Annotated in this window: 11 protein-coding genes and 1 tRNA gene; 7 read left to right on the top strand and 5 right to left on the bottom strand. The window is 35.5% G+C overall.

What is annotated here, in order from left to right; all coding sequences use genetic code 11:
- Positions 1-44: 44 nt before the first annotated feature.
- The gene (locus Bccel_RS19210) at positions 45-2,051 is read left to right on the top strand and encodes a M6 family metalloprotease domain-containing protein (RefSeq protein ID WP_050753644.1); all 2,007 of its coding nucleotides are present in this window, start codon (positions 45-47) and stop codon (positions 2,049-2,051) included.
- 165 nt (positions 2,052-2,216) lie between these two features.
- A complete protein-coding gene (locus Bccel_RS19205) occupies positions 2,217-3,425 on the top strand; it encodes an NADP-dependent isocitrate dehydrogenase (RefSeq protein ID WP_036936430.1) in 1,209 nt (402 codons plus the stop codon).
- A gap of 75 nt (positions 3,426-3,500) precedes the next feature.
- Here the strand turns inward: Bccel_RS19205 and Bccel_RS19200 are convergent, their stop codons facing one another.
- The 3 genes from Bccel_RS19200 to Bccel_RS19190 form a co-directional block, all read right to left on the bottom strand.
- A complete protein-coding gene (locus tag Bccel_RS19200; RefSeq protein WP_036936433.1) occupies positions 3,501-4,568 on the bottom strand; it encodes an AI-2E family transporter in 1,068 nt (355 codons plus the stop codon).
- 122 nt (positions 4,569-4,690) lie between these two features.
- On the bottom strand, positions 4,691-6,769 hold the full coding sequence (locus tag Bccel_RS19195; protein ID WP_036936437.1) for an ABC transporter ATP-binding protein: 2,079 nt from the start codon (positions 6,767-6,769) through the stop codon (positions 4,691-4,693).
- 2 nt (positions 6,770-6,771) lie between these two features.
- On the bottom strand, positions 6,772-8,520 hold the full coding sequence (locus Bccel_RS19190; protein WP_036936440.1) for an ABC transporter ATP-binding protein: 1,749 nt from the start codon (positions 8,518-8,520) through the stop codon (positions 6,772-6,774).
- Positions 8,521-8,673: 153 nt separating this feature from the next.
- Between Bccel_RS19190 and Bccel_RS19185 the strand changes: the two genes are divergently transcribed.
- Positions 8,674-8,764 (top strand) — tRNA-Ser (locus Bccel_RS19185).
- 102 nt (positions 8,765-8,866) lie between these two features.
- Here the strand turns inward: Bccel_RS19185 and Bccel_RS30750 are convergent.
- The gene (locus Bccel_RS30750) at positions 8,867-9,034 is read right to left on the bottom strand and encodes a hypothetical protein (protein ID WP_162838934.1); all 168 of its coding nucleotides are present in this window, start codon (positions 9,032-9,034) and stop codon (positions 8,867-8,869) included.
- A gap of 252 nt (positions 9,035-9,286) precedes the next feature.
- Here Bccel_RS30750 and Bccel_RS19180 point away from each other — a divergent pair, with 252 nt between their 5' ends.
- The 3 genes from Bccel_RS19180 to Bccel_RS19170 all read left to right on the top strand — a co-directional run bounded on the left by Bccel_RS19180 (position 9,287) and on the right by Bccel_RS19170 (position 11,289).
- Positions 9,287-9,934 carry a botulinum neurotoxin N-terminal receptor binding domain-containing protein gene (locus Bccel_RS19180; RefSeq protein ID WP_036936444.1) on the top strand — a complete coding sequence of 216 codons (648 nt, stop codon included), beginning with the start codon at positions 9,287-9,289 and terminating at the stop codon, positions 9,932-9,934.
- 40 nt (positions 9,935-9,974) lie between these two features.
- Positions 9,975-10,553 (top strand): sensor histidine kinase, encoded by a 579-nt coding sequence (locus Bccel_RS19175; protein WP_036936446.1) that lies wholly within the window; start codon positions 9,975-9,977, stop codon positions 10,551-10,553.
- Positions 10,554-10,641: 88 nt separating this feature from the next.
- Positions 10,642-11,289, top strand: a complete 648-nt coding sequence (locus Bccel_RS19170) for a response regulator (RefSeq protein ID WP_036936448.1) — start codon at positions 10,642-10,644, stop codon at positions 11,287-11,289.
- Positions 11,290-11,478: 189 nt separating this feature from the next.
- Here the strand turns inward: Bccel_RS19170 and Bccel_RS29120 are convergent, their stop codons facing one another.
- Positions 11,479-11,643: a DUF3231 family protein gene (locus Bccel_RS29120; RefSeq protein WP_081926740.1), complete on the bottom strand. Its 165-nt coding sequence runs from the start codon at positions 11,641-11,643 to the stop codon at positions 11,479-11,481.
- Positions 11,644-11,829: 186 nt separating this feature from the next.
- Between Bccel_RS29120 and Bccel_RS19165 the strand changes: the two genes are divergently transcribed.
- A complete protein-coding gene (locus tag Bccel_RS19165; RefSeq protein ID WP_036936449.1) occupies positions 11,830-16,620 on the top strand; it encodes an HAF repeat-containing protein in 4,791 nt (1,596 codons plus the stop codon).
- The last annotated feature ends 106 nt before the right edge of the window (positions 16,621-16,726 follow it).

Here is a 16,726-nt window from a genome sequence, read left to right as displayed (position 1 = left end):
TCATGACTAATTATATAACAATCACATTGGTGGGGAGGAACAAAATGAAACAAATAATGAAGCTTTCTTCCTTGGCTGCATTCTTTTTGTTGTTAAATTTAATGATGCTGCAGTCATATGCATTACCTATGAATTTTGCCATTTCCGGTAAAACCACTAGTATCATCACCGGATTGACAATACTTATTGATTTCTCAGATTGCCCGTGGGAAATATCAAAAGAAGAAATGGATGACCTTATTAATAAAGAAGGATACAGCGGATTTAATAATAATGGATCAATGAGAGATTATTTTTTTGACATATCAGAAGGTAAACTTTTGTATACTAATAACGTATTTGGCTATTACAGAGCCAAAAATCCAAAATCTTATTATAGTGACATTAATGCCAATGGCAGGGACAAGGAACTTGTAAATGAGGCATTGGAGTTTATGAAACAAAACGGGTATGACTTTGCAAAGCTAACAACAGACAGCAACAAAATGGTAATGGCTGTTAACGTGTTATATGCAGGGGAGCCGGGTATAGAGTGGGGATCAGGTCTATGGCCTCATCAAGGAGAGATTGAGAAGTTTTATTGTGGGGATGTATATATTAGCAGGTACCAGATCAGCAATATTGACGCAAGTCCTTCTATAGGAACTTTGGTTCATGAAAATTGCCACTTGGTTTGTGAGTATCCTGATTTATATGACTATCAGCAGGATTCAAATGGAGTAGGGCAGTATTGTATTATGGGAAGTAACGATAAAACAAATCCTCAACCTCCAAATGCATTTTTAAGAAGTTTTATGTCAGGGTGGGGAAGCATTACTAGGCTCAATGATTTGCCTGATAAAACGCAGGTAACAATTAAATCCAATTCTTCAGATGTTTTTGTTTATTACGGGCCTAATGCAAATGAGTTCTTTGTTGTTGAAAGTGTTGTAAAAAAAGGGAGATGGTCAAAAATACCTGATGAAGGCCTTGTTATATGGCATATAGATGTAAATGGGAAAAATGATTATCAAAATATGTCAAGTGACAGCCACTATATGGTGTCACTTGAGCAAGCAGATGGATTGTATGAAATGGAGAATGACATTAATGAAGGGGGAGAGGGAGACTTGTTTCACAGTGGTTATAAGGACAGGTTTGATTTCAATACATCACCAAATTCAGCATGGTGGAATAAAGAAAACTCAGGATTTGCCATTTCTGATATAAGTGATGTAGGTGATAGCATGACCTTTATTTTGCATAATAATAATGTGCCTACTGTTACAACAACTCCATCGATAACAGCAGCACCACCAACAGAAACAGCAACACCAACAGCAACACCAACAGCAACACCAACAGCAACACCAACATGGCTGCTTGTACCAACAGCATCGGCTACACCAACATGGACACCAACGCCAACACCAACTCCAGCAATACCTACACTGACGCCTACGCCGACATTAACATCAACACAGACATTTACACCTACAGCTGCATATACACCTACTGAGACAGTAACTCCGACAAGTCAAACTATAACACCTGCAACTGCCACATTGCCTGGATCGACTCCTGAGACTCTTTTTACAGCAAGTGGATATATTATGCCTGACTTTATAACGGCAAACGATAATCCAATTGTAATGGAAGGATTTATAATTAGAGTTCAGGGAATAGATATTTCTACTGTCACAGATGAACATGGGTACTTTGAAGTAAACGGCTTAAAGGCAAATGAGACCGGATATAATCTAGAAATTTCGAAACCTAACTATTTTACGTGCAATATAAATACCGGTGCCATCGAGGGAAACATGGTCTTATGGAAGAAGAATAATCCCATCATTATCTGGTGCGGAGATGCGAATCAAGACGGAGTTATAAATTTAATAGATATTATAAAACTTGCACTTTTATTTAATTCAACATCTGGGGATTATAAATATGATGAAAGTATAGACTTTAATATGGATGGTGTGATAAACGTGAGGGATTTTTACGTTGTCTCAAGGCATTTTAACCAGACAAAGAATGATTATATGGAAAGCATTTTTAAATATTGATTTTATTTTAATTACATCTTGATTATATAGTGATTTTAAATTAAAATAAGATGAAAAAAGAGTGATGGCTAAATTGAAATATAGCTTGGTTAAATAAGCTTTTGAATATAATTATATTTAAGCCCTACTATATTTTATATGGATATGGAGAAAAGGAGAATTGAAATGGACAAAATTAAAATGAATGTTCCTCTTGTTGAGATGGATGGAGACGAAATGACTCGAATCATCTGGAAAATGATAAAGGATATTTTACTTGAGCCATACATAGACCTTAAAACCGAGTACTATGATTTGGGTCTGGAATACAGGGACAAGACAGACGACCAGGTTACAGTTGATTCGGCAAATGCAATTAAGAAGTATGGTGTTGGTGTAAAATGTGCAACAATTACTCCGAATGCTGACAGGATGACAGAATACAACTTGAAGCAGATGTGGAAAAGCCCAAATGGAACTATAAGGGCAATTTTAGACGGAACAGTATTCAGAGCACCGATCATTGTAGACAGCATCAAACCTTTTGTAAGTACTTGGAAAAAGCCAATAACAATTGCAAGACATGCATACGGTGATGTTTACAGAGACGTTGAATACCGTGTTGAAGGTGCTGGAAAGGCAGAACTTGTATTTACATCAGAAAGCGGAGAAGTTACCAAACAGACCATTCATGATTTTGATGGTGCAGGAATAATTCTCGGAATGCACAATCTGGACAAATCGATTGAAAGTTTTGCAAGAGCATGCTTTAATTATGCACTTGATATGAAGCAGGATTTATGGTTTGCTACAAAGGATACAATTTCAAAAAAATATGACCACACATTTAAGGATATCTTCCAGGAAATCTATGATAAAGAATATAAACAGAAATTTGAAGCAGCAGGAATTGAATATTTCTATACACTGATAGACGATGCAGTAGCTCGTGTTATAAGATCAGAAGGCGGATATATCTGGGCTTGTAAGAACTATGACGGTGATGTTATGTCAGATATGGTTGCAACAGCTTTTGGAAGTCTTGCAATGATGACATCTGTTTTGGTATCACCTGAAGGATATTATGAGTTTGAAGCTGCACACGGAACAGTTCAGAGACATTATTACCAGCATCTTAAGGGTCAGGAAACATCAACTAACTCAATGGCTACATTGTTTGCATGGACCGGAGCTCTTAGAAAACGCGGTGAGATGGACGGAATAAATGAGCTTGTTGAGTTTGCCGATAAACTTGAAAAAGCATCACTTCTTACAATTGAAGAAGGTGTAATGACAAAGGACTTGGCACAATTATCTGAAGTAAAAGACAAGAAGGTAGTTAATACAGAAGAGTTTTTGAAAGAGATAAATAACAGACTGGTAAAAATGCTTTAATCATTGCTGAACCAGTTGCATATAAAAAGCCCTCAAATCAGTTTGCTGAACTGGTTGAGGGCTTTTTTTTATGTGCTACTTATTCTTTTTAAAGAGTTTAGAGCTTTTGTGATGATCATCACCACTTTTTATATCTACAAGATCTAATACAAACATGAATATTGGTATACCTATTATTAGCCCCCATACCTTAAAGAAGTGCTCACCTACAAGAAGTATAATAAATGTGAGAAACACAGGCAGTTCTGTTTTTGAGGACATGAGTTTAGGATTTAGTACATATGCCTCCAGTGCGTGAAGGACAGCAATCAATATCCAGACTACAAGGACAAGGTTTATGCCTCCGTTATTAAATGCAATAAGGCTAAGCGGAACAAGGGAAATAAAAACACCGGCTACCGGAATGAGACCAAGGATAAAAATCATCAACCCTAAGCCTAGCACCTGACTAAAGCCTAAAATGTATAGGGCTATAGTAGACAGAATGCAGTTTATAAATGCTATGGCAAATTGGGCTTCTATGACCTTACCAAAGGAGTTTACAAACTTTTTGCCAAAGTATTCAATTTCATTGTAAAAGATCGAAAGTTTGCTGCTCTTAAACTTGGAAACAAATCTATATATCCTGTTTTTTTCCAAAAGGAAGAACAGACTGAGGATAATGGATAAGAAAATGTCCAGGCCCAATTTGCTTATACTGCTGGCTGACTTAGCCATTATATCGAGACCTTGATGCAAATAATCTGATAACTTTATATCCTTTATATTAAATTGTTTCAAAAAGGACATTATATTTTTTTCCAGTGCTGTCTCATGAGGTTGGTTATAATAATTATAAACCTGATTTATTACATTCTTAATCTCACCGATTACCAAAGGCAGGAAATTATATAAACCGACAGTGACTGCTAATGCCAGAAAAAGGTAAAGGCCCACAGTTACTACTTTTTGCTTTACCTTTACTACTCTTGGTATTTTAGAGCTGATAAAGCTTTGTGCTCTGTACATGAGGTATGTAAAGATAAATGTAAGCAGAAAAAGGTTTAACATGCTTCTCATGAAATACAAAAATAATGTGAGTATCAGAAGAATCATAATCCTTCTAGTGGATTCTCTTTTAAAAAAACTGATTATGATTTCCATTAATTAGATTAACCTCCTATATAAGTAGTTTTTAGGGTATTATTAAATTATATCGGAATAAAACCCTTTATTCAATATGAAAGTATTTAAAGCGATACAATCTTACAGTATATTCTAAATTTTTATACATTATTGACGTTTTTATACTGCAGATTGTATAAGTTGAAGTACATGCCTTTCTTTGCAAGCAACTCCTGATGACTTCCTGTCTCTCTTATTTTGCCCTTATGAAGTACTATAATCATATCAGCATGCTGGATTGTTGAAAGTCTATGAGCAATGACTATTGTTGTTCGGTTTTTTGTTATTTTTTCCAGTGCATCCTGTATGAGAAGCTCTGTTTCAGTATCAATATTGGCTGTAGCCTCATCAAGTATCAATATTGAAGGATTATAGGCAAGTGCTCTTGCAAAAGCCAAAAGCTGCCTCTGACCTGCTGAGAGTGTGGCACCGCGTTCTCTGACTTCTTCATCATACCCATTATCAAAGTTCATAATAAACTTGTCGGCATTAACGTTTTGTGATGCACCTATAACATTTTCATCGGTAATATTTTTGTTATTCAGCTTTATATTATCCTTGATTGTACCGCCAAATAAAAATACATCCTGGAGAACAACCGACATTAGCTGCCTTAAAGACTTTTTGCTTATTGATTTTACATTTATACCGTCAATGTTTATTTCACCCTTTTGAATTTCATAAAGCCTGTTTATAAGATTTATGATAGAGGTTTTACCTGCACCTGTTGCACCTACTATAGCTACGGTTTTGCCCTTTGGAACCTGAAAGCTTACATCTCTTAATACCCATTCTTCATTATTATATGCGAACCATACATTTTTAAATTCAATGTCCCCTTTAATACTGCTGGTTTTAGGTAAATCATTCCCAGTGTCTTCTTCTGCAAGTGTATCAAGTATGAGAAAAATTCTTTCTGAAGATGCCATGGATGACTGAAGTATGTTGTACTTTTCAGATAAATCATTAATGGGTTGGAAGAACATGGTGATATAGTTAACGAAGGCAAACATAACTCCAAATTGCAGACTTCCGCTTATTACATCACCGCCTGCAAACCATAGAAGCACAGATAAACACAGTGCAGCTACCAGGTCATTTAGAGGCCTGAACAAACCGAAAGCAACAACTTCTTTCATTCCGGCTTTATAATAAGATGTGTTTATTTCTTCAAACTTCTTAAAGTTTTCCTTTTCTCTTCCAAAAACCTGTATTATTCTCATGCCTGAGATATTCTCATACATTGCAGCATTAATTTTAGCAAGGGCTACCCTCACAGACCTGTATATTGCACGTATTTTTATTCTGAATATCCCTGCAGCAACCGCAACAATAGGCAGAACTGCCAGAACAATAAGTGCAAGCTTGAAATTAAGACTTAACATAATGATGGATATTCCAGCTAATATGGAAATGTCTTTTATAAGGTTAACCAGCACATTGGTATACATATCATTAAGATTTTCAGTATCGCTTATTACCCTTGTCACAAGCCTTCCCACAGGGTTTTTATCAAAGAAGCTCAGCGGGAGCTTTTGAATGTGGTTGAAAATTTCCATTCTCATATTGAAAATGATTGTCTGGCTGGTATAGCTTAAAAGTGATATTTGTAAGAAATTCAGCAGAAACCCTAATACTATAATGCCGATAAACATGAAGCCCAATAATTTTACAGAGCTTATGTCTTTAGATCTTAAAATCTTTATTTCATCTTTGGTTAGGCTTTTAGCAGGGAAACTGCCGTCTTTTGTTTTATAAACCAAACTGCCTGCCTGATCATTAACTATTAAGCCTGCTGAGTTTGGGATGTTTTGTAAGTGGCCTTTAACAAGGTATGCCTTCTTGCCTACATAGATCATTGAGTAAATACTATCCGGATTTGCAACATTTAATATACCATCAACTTGTGTAAACTTTTTGCCGTCAATTGATTTTTCATTCGGAGCTGCAGCGGTAGCTACCAGCGGCTTTGTGTATCCGTAAAGGTAATCATCTATAACCTTTTTCATAATTAGAGGACCTGATAGATCGGTCAGGGTTGTAGCAAAAAGAAGAATTATGGATATTGCAAAAAACAGCCTATATGGTTTGGCATATTTAAGAAGTCTTTTCATAAGCCTGGAGTCATAATTTTTACCCAGATCCTCTTCTTCATTAAAGCCTAAATTTTCTTCCGACATATTTATTCCTCCTCCTCAATTTTTGCAGCAAGAAGCTGCTTTTGGTAAAGCTCACAGTATATTCCTTTTTGCTCAAGGAGGGAATCGTGATTTCCTCTTTCAATTATACGACCTTCATCAAGCATTATTATTTCATCGGCATCTTTTATAGCGGATATCCTATGTGAAACGATTATGCTTGTTCTTTCCTTCATTATCTCTTTAAGAGCTCCTAATATCAGTGCCTCGGTATGGGTGTCCACAGCAGACAAACAGTCGTCAAGAACAAGTAGAGACGGATTGCCGATAATAGCTCTTGCTATAGAAATCCTCTGTTTTTGTCCGCCGGAAAGATTCACTCCACGCTCTCCAACAATAGTTTCATACTGCCTCGGAAAATCAATTATATCATTGTGAATTCCAGCAGCTTTTGCAGCTTTTATGATGCTCTCATCATCAAAGTCCCTGAAAAAGCAGATGTTTTCTTTTATTGTTGCCGAAAAAAGTATTGTGTCCTGCGGTACATATCCTATATTTTTTCTGAGGGACGAAAGTGAAATTCTGTTAATATCCACATCATCTATAAAGAGGGTTCCCGCACTGGCATTAAAGAGCCTTGGAATAAGGTTTATGAGTGTTGTTTTACCACTGCCTGTTTTACCGCATATCGCAAGGGTTTTGCCTTTTTTTAATGAAATATTGATATTTTCCAATGATGGGGTATGGCTTTCCGGATATGTAAAATTCAAGTGTTTCATTTCTATTTTCCAGTCAAGGCTGTCTATTGAGATAGAATCATCAGAATCAACAATATCGGGATTTTCATCCATTAAGATATTAACCCTCTTTAGTGAAACAATACCTTTTTGGAATATGCTTGTAACCCATCCTAAAGCAGCAATAGGCCATATCAGCTGTAAAAGATATCCGGCGAATGTAACGAATTCACCGATGGTTATCTCACTGTAAATGACCTTTAGGCCCCCGTATAATAAGGTGATTGCAAATGTAAGATACGATATAGCCATAACAAATGGATGCAATGTACTCATTATCCGCACAAATTTAAGGTTCATTTCCTTGTTGTGAAGGTTTGACTTTTTAAACTTTTCAACTTCTTCGCTCTCTTGTACAAAAGACTTAACGACCCTTATCCCAGAGATATTTTCTCTGGTTTTCTCGGTAAGATCGGATATTGCCTCCTGCATTCTGTTAATTCGTATATGCATATTTTTTACATTGGAAACAACTACTATAATCAAAAAAATCATGGGAGAAAATGCCGCCAAAGTCATCTTAACGCCTGCAGTAAGTATAAGCATTACAAGAATCGCAGCAGGGAGCAGAAGACTGTCGGATATGAGAGCAACACCCTGACCAACCATCATTCTTATGTTATCAATGTCATTGGTTGCATGGGACATTAAATCACCGGTCTTATGAACATTGTAATAGTTGGGTGACAGCCTTTGATATTGTATGTAGAGTCTTTCTCTTATGGTTTTTTCAATAAGTTTTGATACTCCGAAAACCAGATATCTCCATGAGAAACGGAATACAGCTGTACTGATTGAAACAACTACAATGAGGATGGAGTAGGTTACTAGATCATCCTTTGTAAAATTGCCGGACTTAAGTTTATCTGTAAGCACTCCGAGAACTTTTGGCAGCACCATTTGAAGTATGTCAACCATGAAAATACATATAATCCCTGCAATGTACTTATATTTGCATTTTAGAATAACATCTTTTATATATCTTAATTCGTTCATATTTTAGTCTCGCTTTGATTTTCTTTTTAACTATCATTCTAGCATTAATTTATTAAATTACAATACAAATTATTAAATTAATAAATTTTGGGTGTTGACTTAATAAGAAGGATATTGTAAAATGTATAAGCGTGTTAAATTAATATGTTTTGTGGAGAGATGGCTGAGCTGGTCTAAGGCGCACGACTGGAAATCGTGTGACGGCTAACCCCGTCCGAGAGTTCGAATCTCTCTCTCTCCGCCAGAATGAAGGGCTTTGTCGATGAGATAAGGTCCTTTATTTATTTAAAAATCAATGAATCTTGGCAATTTGCAAACATTTTGCAAACACTCATTTGAATTCATACTAATCCTCTTTTTCCTCTTTATTTTTGAATAATCCCTCGTCTATTTTTTGGGCTGCATCTTCTTGCATTTCATTTAAAGCGTGGGAATATAAATCAAGTGTTATTCCTATAGTTGAATGTCCAAGCCTCTCTGAAGCAACTTTTGATGGAATATTGTACTTTAACATGAGCGTAGGTTCAATGATTCTGTCACTGGGCTATATAACATTGCAGGCATCAAGCAGATATTAATCTATTCTGTTGAGTTTTTCAAATTCAATTAAATATTTCAGAGTATGACAGGTGTCATTAATCTCCATTACATTCTGATAAAAAGTAATGCAAATTATACAATGGAAATGGAGACATGACATCTTTTTTATATGATGATGGGTTTAATATAATAGTTAAGAAAATTAAAATTACGGGGGGTCTATGAAATGAAGGTAAAAAGAAAAGTTGTTAAAAAGATAATGGCATTTACCTTGGCAGGCTTATTGTCCATTCAGTCTATGCCATTATTAACTAATGCGACTACAACAGGTTCCTTTTCAACGCCGGTTCTAAGCTGTAGCTTTGATAACGGCGCTGCTGCCGATACGAGTGGCTACAGCAACGGTGGCACTTTTAAGGGGACAACTCTGCCAACAGTTACAACAGGCATGAACAAAAGCGGACTTGCATTCAACAACTCTGGCTATGTAGAAGTTCCAAACAGTGCTTCACTCAATTTTGGTACAGGAGATTTTTCAGTGTCATTCTGGATAAAAACATCAGTATCAGATCAGGTGATATTTGACAACAAAGCATTGACTGATACAGAAGTGACGACACTATTCAATCAAGCCAATACTGTATCTCCAACAAATACACCATCGAACACACCTGTGAGCACACCAACAAATACCCCAACAAAGACACCTACGCCAACCAATACGCCTACAAAAATACCAACACCAACAAATACTCCGACACCGACGCCACTTTCATCAGCTGTTGCAATATGGAAATTCGACAACAGCCTTAGTGACTCCAGCGGAAACGGTAATAATCTAACTACCTCCAGCACAGCTGAAGAAGTATGCTGATACAATAGAAGAACTTTCTGTAGTGCGTGAACGGAACAGGATGGCAAAGGATGTACATGATACTGTAGGTCATTCGATGGCACTGCTTCTGACACTTTTGGAAGTCAGCAAGGTTTCTTGTGTCAAGGACGTTGATAAAACTGTTGAAAGGCTTGAAGAGGCAGCAGAGATTGCCAGGACAAGCCTTGGAAAAATCCGAAGGTCTATATCCGGACTTGTACCTGAGGAGCTTGAAGAAAATAATATTGTAGCTGCAATTGAAAGTATGATTAATAATTTTAAATATACAGGAGTTGAATTCAACTTTTCTGTAGACAAAACAGCCATGAAAATTCCGACAAAATATGCTACAATAATATCCAGATGTTGTCAGGAATCGGTTACAAATGCCTTGCGTCATGGAAGGCCCACGGAGATCGATATTGTCTTAAAGCTTGCAAATAATAAAATTAAGCTTTTTATAGCCGATAACGGTAAGGGATGCATGGACATCGAAGAGGGTTTGGGCTTAAGGAGCATGAGGCAAAGAATAGCCTCTGTGTCAGGCGTCCTGAGATATGGGTCGGACGGTAAAGAGGGGTTTTATATAAATATAGAGATTCCAATTGAGGACTCTTAATTTTATTTTAATTTAGGAATAACTAAAATATCAAATGAGACTTATACATATTATTAGTGTTTTCGTCATTCCTTGGTGGGGTATATGGATGATTAAAGTAATTATTGCAGATGATCAGGAAATAATTCGTGAGGGGATTAAATATTTAGTTGAGCAAGATCCTGAAATAAAAGTGATCGGACTTGCAGGAGATGGAAGAGTCGCGTTAAATCTTTGTGACAATGAGGCACCTGATGTTGTCCTGATGGATATTGTGATGCCCAAATTAGATGGAGTAGAGAGTACACAACTTATTAAACAAAAGTATCCAAATATAAAAGTTATTATTCTTACAACATTTAACCTTGATGAGAATATATCAAAAGCCCTGGAAAACGGTGCAGATGGATACATATTGAAGGATATAAAGCCTTCAGAACTCATACTGGCAATAAAAAGTGCTGCGGCAGGTCTGAGAATACTTCATAGAGATGCATTCCCAAGTATAGTAAAGAATGTTAGTCATAAGCAGAAATTTTCAGTTATCCAAAAAGTCGATTTAACTAATACCTTAACCCCCAGGGAAATCAATATAATAAACATGGTGGTCGAGGGCAAGGATAATAAAGATATTGCAAATGAATTGTTTATATCTGAAGGAACGGTAAGAAATACCATATCAATTATATTAAGAAAGCTTAATCTAAGGGGCAGGATTCAATTGGCTGTGTTTGCGGTGAAGAATGATATAAGCTGATTATATGGGGCGTGATATGTGGTTTGGATTAAATCTCATTCAAATAACCAGTTTAATACTAAATCTTATTGTAGTAGGCATAATGGGAGCATAGTGACACTTATGAATACTATAGTTTTTCGTAGTTAAGTTAATGACAGGGTTGCTCCTATCTAAGTAAGTAGTGTCCTAAATCAGATAATAAAAAAATCATCTATATAGATTATTGATTTCTTGGAATAATGCAATCTGTAGTGATTGTCGAGCATCTTCATCTTTTACATTGTTTAAGAAGAACTCAATGATGCATATTGCCATATTATCACTCATATAAGTACCCCATAATGAACTTATTTCTGATGTAGTTAATCCCATATTCAAATTATACTCAAGTAAATAACCGAATAAATGTTATTACAATTGTCATATCTTATTGCTTTTAGCAGTAAAAAAGAGATCTCGGCAAAAACTTCGATAAAATCCTCGGCATTCTCTTCGCCTTTTACTTACTAAAAAAATAATTTAACATATAAAAATATAAAACTAAAAACAGGAGGTTATATGAGAATTAAACTATTATTATTTTTAATAGTATTTGTAGCTATTGGCTATTATGGTAGTGCAAATGCCCAATCCTACGGTGATACAAAAATTGTTTCATCATTTGGTTCATTGGAAAAAGATTGGATTGTGACAGGCAGAAATACGCAAGGTTATCTTTTAAAGTATGTTGGTGGAGCTAGATGCGGAGATATTGAGACAGTAATAAAAATAGATGATTTACCTTTAAATTGGGTGGTTGTTGATTTAAAAGAAATTGGCACAGCTTCATATACTGTAAAATATATAGGAGGCTCAACCAATGGATGTATTCAGCCTGTTTTATACAAAGATCATATTCCGGCAGGTTGGAAAGAAATTGGTACATTGGGAATATATACACTTATAAAATATGAAGGTCTCACTAGTATAATCAGTGAACCTGGTCCAAGTGCTTATCGTTTTAAATATAGAGAGGTAATAACCAAAAGCCCGATTTATGATCTGGATTTGGATTATTGGATACCAACTCATTATACCGATTACTGGAAGTGGGATTGTACATATAAAAACATCTGCAATTCATGGTATGGGGCAATAGAAGAAACATGTGCCATCGATCTTCCGAAAGACTTTATAAGCATTGAACTTGATGGAAAAAAAGAATTGATTTACAAAATAAAATGTGTTAAGAATGCAAAGCCCGGAGACATTGAGTATTCAGTATTATCCAGTAAATACAACTCCGAATGTTGCTATGAGTTGCCTAAAGACTGGATTGTTACAAGTTTTAACGATAGTACCAATGAATCTGTAATATTATATTTAGGCAATGAAGAGGAAGTATCCCAAAGGTTTTCGTTTGGTGATACTTTAAACTGCCATCATTTGGATATAACTAATCTTCCTAAGAATTGGGCTTATTTATCCAGTGACAAAATAATCTATATCGGCGGTAAACCCAAATTTGGTACAACTCTGGATATATACCTTTCAAATAAGGATGATAAGTTGCTCCCTGATAGTACTAATTGGGTATGGAAGGAATATGGAAAAACAGTACAATATATTGGCAATGCCCCGTTTGGCACGGAGCTTACAGTATATGATGATTTTAAAAGTACGTTTGAAGTTGAAAACTATCAACAGATACCTGATGGATGGGTTATTACATCTTATATGGATAATCTGGGTGAAAAGGTTAAGATTAAATATATAAAAGATGCTGAGTATGGTTTAGAACAAAATGCAAGTTACAAATACGTTGAAAATTCAAATTTAAAATTGCCCGAAGGGTGGGTTATTTATAGTTTTGACAGCACAAAAAAACTGTGCGTTATAAAAAATACTAAAGGTGGTAAACTCGGATATGAATTGACATTGAAGAATTTGCCCAGTTATAAGACAAATAATAAGATTGTAGTAAAAAACAAGCCGCCTGCGGGATGGGTAGTATCATCAGTTGGTATTGAAACATACACTATATCATGTGTTGAAAACGCTAGTTTCGGTAATACAATGCATGCATCTTCAGATGTTGATTACAATTTGTATCATGATTACCTTCCTGAGGGATGGATGTTTGATTCCTATGACAGCTTAAACCGTTCTTATAAGCTAATCTATATAAAAGGTGCCTCTATGGGGACAACCATACCTGTACTATCAGTTGGCTGTATTGACTATTTATGGGAAATGCTACCTCAAGGATGGATATGCCTTACTAGAAATAACAGTGACATTGTTGATTTAAAATACTTGGGAGAAAACTTTCCAGAGATAGGTATAAGTCCAACATATACTTTTAAGGATTTAAAAGGTAATGATGTTAAGCTTGAAAGTTTTAGAGGTAAAAACACTGTGCTAATTTTCGATGATTTGAACACAGAAATCCTTTCTCTTTATAATGAGAATATTCCTGATACTCAATTTATAAGAATTTCCAAAAACGGTATCGATCCAGATGACAATAATATAGTAAATTTAATATTAAATGATCCAAGTGGGGAATTTAAATCTAAATATTGCAAAATATCAGAAAACCAGTCCGGCAGCGGCTATTCAAGCAGATGGTGGATTTTAGAACCTACATACCTATTTCTTGACAAAGACTTGAAAATTCTTTCAAAAAAAATACAGATATCTAGGGATGAAGCTATAGTTGAAGCAAAAAGACTTTTTTCCAAGCCTTATACCCCAGTAATAGAAGAACCAGAGGGCGAAAAAATAAGGGTAAACGGATATATTTCTATTAATTTCACCTCTAATGACAAAGAAGTATTAAAGGGTTTTGAGATTAGCTGCGGCAATATTCACACAACTTCTGACAGCCAAGGCCATTTTGAACTTTTACTTGATACTTATACTTTTGAATTAATAATTAGTAAAGCAGGATATCTGGATAAAAAAATAAATTTTGACGGCACAAAACAAATAAATGTTGTATCCACAAAAGAATCTCCAATCATTATGTTGCCTGGAGACCTTTGTAAAGATGGTGCCATAAATTTAAAAGATGTTCTCGAACTGGCCAAATCCTTCTCCGCTGTTGTCGGTGATGCTAATTACAGTGAAATAAAGGATTTTAACAGGGATAATGCTATTAACATGGCAGATGTAATAATAATTATAAAGAATTTTAACGAAACTTCAGATAGTGAAACTTTGCCACACAATTTGACAATGGAAGATATAAAAAATTCGGGAATACTTCAAAAGAAGTACTTATCAAGGTTTAAAGAACTATTCTCACTTATGGGAGCTGATAAAGCCAATGAAAAAATAATTTCCGAATTAAACCTGGACCCTCAAATTAAACAGGCGGGACTTTCCGGTAATGGAGATATAATTTGGTTTGAACAAGCAAACGGTATTTTGGGTGGTTTTTCATTAAGAAAAGCTAATCCCTCTGCAAATATTGAAAATTTAAATAGCAGCACCATGGAAGAGATAAGATCTGCACCCGATGAGATTGTAAATTTGGCTGCAGAACCAACTTTTATTCCATCAGTTCCTGTTGTAACACCTCCTAAAGAGGAACCGCTGCCTGATAGTGAGCAGTCTGGCCCAAGAATAGCTACAAGGAAAGTGCTCCTATTGTCACCAATGCTATATGAATTCGGTGCTAATGATGATAATGACAAGAGTGCATATTCACCTAATTTTTACAATACTTTAAAAAATTATAAGTATGACGGCAAAGAAGTATTTAGAGATTCGGATATTACTTATTTAAAAGATAAGGAAGTCACCGTGAGTTTTCTTAGAAAAGAATTGTACAAATACGGCATTATAAGCATCAGCACCCATGGGGATAGTGTTTTTTACAATTTAAGAAGTGAGGAATCATGGGGAGGTAGTGAAAAAGGCGGTGTATGCGGTTTCTTTATCACACAAGGTTATGGTGATAGCGAAACTGCAGCAGATGCTGAAAATATAGCGATGGATCTTCAAAAGCATCGTCTGGCTACTTTTACGTTTTATGATGAAACAACCAACGAATATACATCAAATTTCTTTGTTCTTCCATCCTTTATAGATGCTTATTTTAAAAATACTTATTTAAATAACATTATACTTATGGGATCGTGTAGATCGGCATACAACACAACATTGGATGCATTTTTAAGAAATGGTGCCAAAACCTATCTTGGATTTGATGATTACATACCAAATAACGTAACAAGAACTGAAAAGAGCCTATTTTTAAAAAGCTTCCTTCATCCATTTTCTTCAACCGGATTTGCTTATAACCAGTTTAAGGTTGGTGGAAAAGTTAAGATGATTGGTTCAAATAATTTAAAACCTCCTGTTCCTATCTTAGACCTGGGAACTAATGCAGGCTCATATTCCACAGATATTAATTCAAAAGGTCAGATAATAGGCGGTGCATCCAAAGGAAATGACATCTATCCATATATGTATGAAGATGGTACCCGTACACTTTTAAATAATGTGCCTTCATGGCCCTATTCTATAAACGACAGCAGCCAGATTTGCATGAGCACCGAAAAGGAATTTGAAGATGGTTCGGGATTTATGTACAGCCAGGGGTTTTTGTGGCAGAACGGCAATGTTAAGGATCTTGGTTATACAAGGTATACCGATATCAACGATAAAGGACAAATCATTGGGTATAAGACAGATACGGTAGAATGCACTTTGAAAGGTTTTACAATTGAAAATGGAGTTTACAAAGATTTGGGATATTTTTTACCTGTTGATATAAACAACAAAGGCCAGATAATAGGATGGGGGCAGGCTGTTTTTGAAAATGCCAATATGCAGGTTTGGAGTTTCCTTTATGAAAACGGTGCTTTCAAAGATTTAGGTTCTTTGAATAAAAATTGTCCAAAAGTAACTTTCGGTAAAAACACAATGGGACTTTACCTTCATAACCTTATTAATAAAGATCTTATAAGCGATTATGAAGCTTATGGTGAAACACTTGCAGAACATATAAATGAAAATGGACAGATAGTGGGAGGCTCATATATAGGTGATGAAAAAATAAACCATCATGCTTTTCTCTGGGAAAATGGTGTTATGAAGGATCTTGGAACTTTAAGCGGAAATGACCAATGGTCATATGCGTATGATATAAACAATGATGGAGTAGTTTGCGGAAAGGCTGAAGGAGCAAATTACACAGGACATGCGGTAATATGGAAGAACGGTAAAATAATCGACCTTAGCCAAATGGCTACTTTCGGAGTTATTGAAGATAGGATTGCTGTAGGACGTGCAATAAACGATAATGGGCAGGTAGCAGGAACAGACTTTAACGGAAATGCAGTTCTTTGGACTCCTTAAATAAAAAACCAATTTATATTCTATAATCTTATACTAGGAATATTGGCAATGAGGCTTTATAAATTATAGGGTAAGAGCAAACCACCCGCTGAGCGGGTGGTCATGA

The sequence above is a fragment of the Pseudobacteroides cellulosolvens ATCC 35603 = DSM 2933 genome, from assembly GCF_001262605.1.
GTDB lineage: Bacteria > Bacillota > Clostridia > Acetivibrionales > DSM-2933 > Pseudobacteroides > Pseudobacteroides cellulosolvens.
This window is presented reverse-complemented; position numbering and strand designations above follow the sequence as displayed.

Coding starts and splice junctions, on each gene's coding strand:
- Bccel_RS19210 (WP_050753644.1), top strand. CDS start 45: ATGAAACAAATAATGAAGCTTTCTTCCTTGGCTGCATTCTTTTTGTTG.
- Bccel_RS19205 (WP_036936430.1), top strand. CDS start 2,217: ATGGACAAAATTAAAATGAATGTTCCTCTTGTTGAGATGGATGGAGAC.
- Bccel_RS19200 (WP_036936433.1), bottom strand. CDS start 4,568: ATGGAAATCATAATCAGTTTTTTTAAAAGAGAATCCACTAGAAGGATT.
- Bccel_RS19195 (WP_036936437.1), bottom strand. CDS start 6,769: ATGTCGGAAGAAAATTTAGGCTTTAATGAAGAAGAGGATCTGGGTAAA.
- Bccel_RS19190 (WP_036936440.1), bottom strand. CDS start 8,520: ATGAACGAATTAAGATATATAAAAGATGTTATTCTAAAATGCAAATAT.
- Bccel_RS30750 (WP_162838934.1), bottom strand. CDS start 9,034: ATGTTAAAGTACAATATTCCATCAAAAGTTGCTTCAGAGAGGCTTGGA.
- Bccel_RS19180 (WP_036936444.1), top strand. CDS start 9,287: ATGAAGGTAAAAAGAAAAGTTGTTAAAAAGATAATGGCATTTACCTTG.
- Bccel_RS19175 (WP_036936446.1), top strand. CDS start 9,975: ATGGCAAAGGATGTACATGATACTGTAGGTCATTCGATGGCACTGCTT.
- Bccel_RS19170 (WP_036936448.1), top strand. CDS start 10,642: ATGATTAAAGTAATTATTGCAGATGATCAGGAAATAATTCGTGAGGGG.
- Bccel_RS29120 (WP_081926740.1), bottom strand. CDS start 11,643: ATGGGATTAACTACATCAGAAATAAGTTCATTATGGGGTACTTATATG.
- Bccel_RS19165 (WP_036936449.1), top strand. CDS start 11,830: ATGAGAATTAAACTATTATTATTTTTAATAGTATTTGTAGCTATTGGC.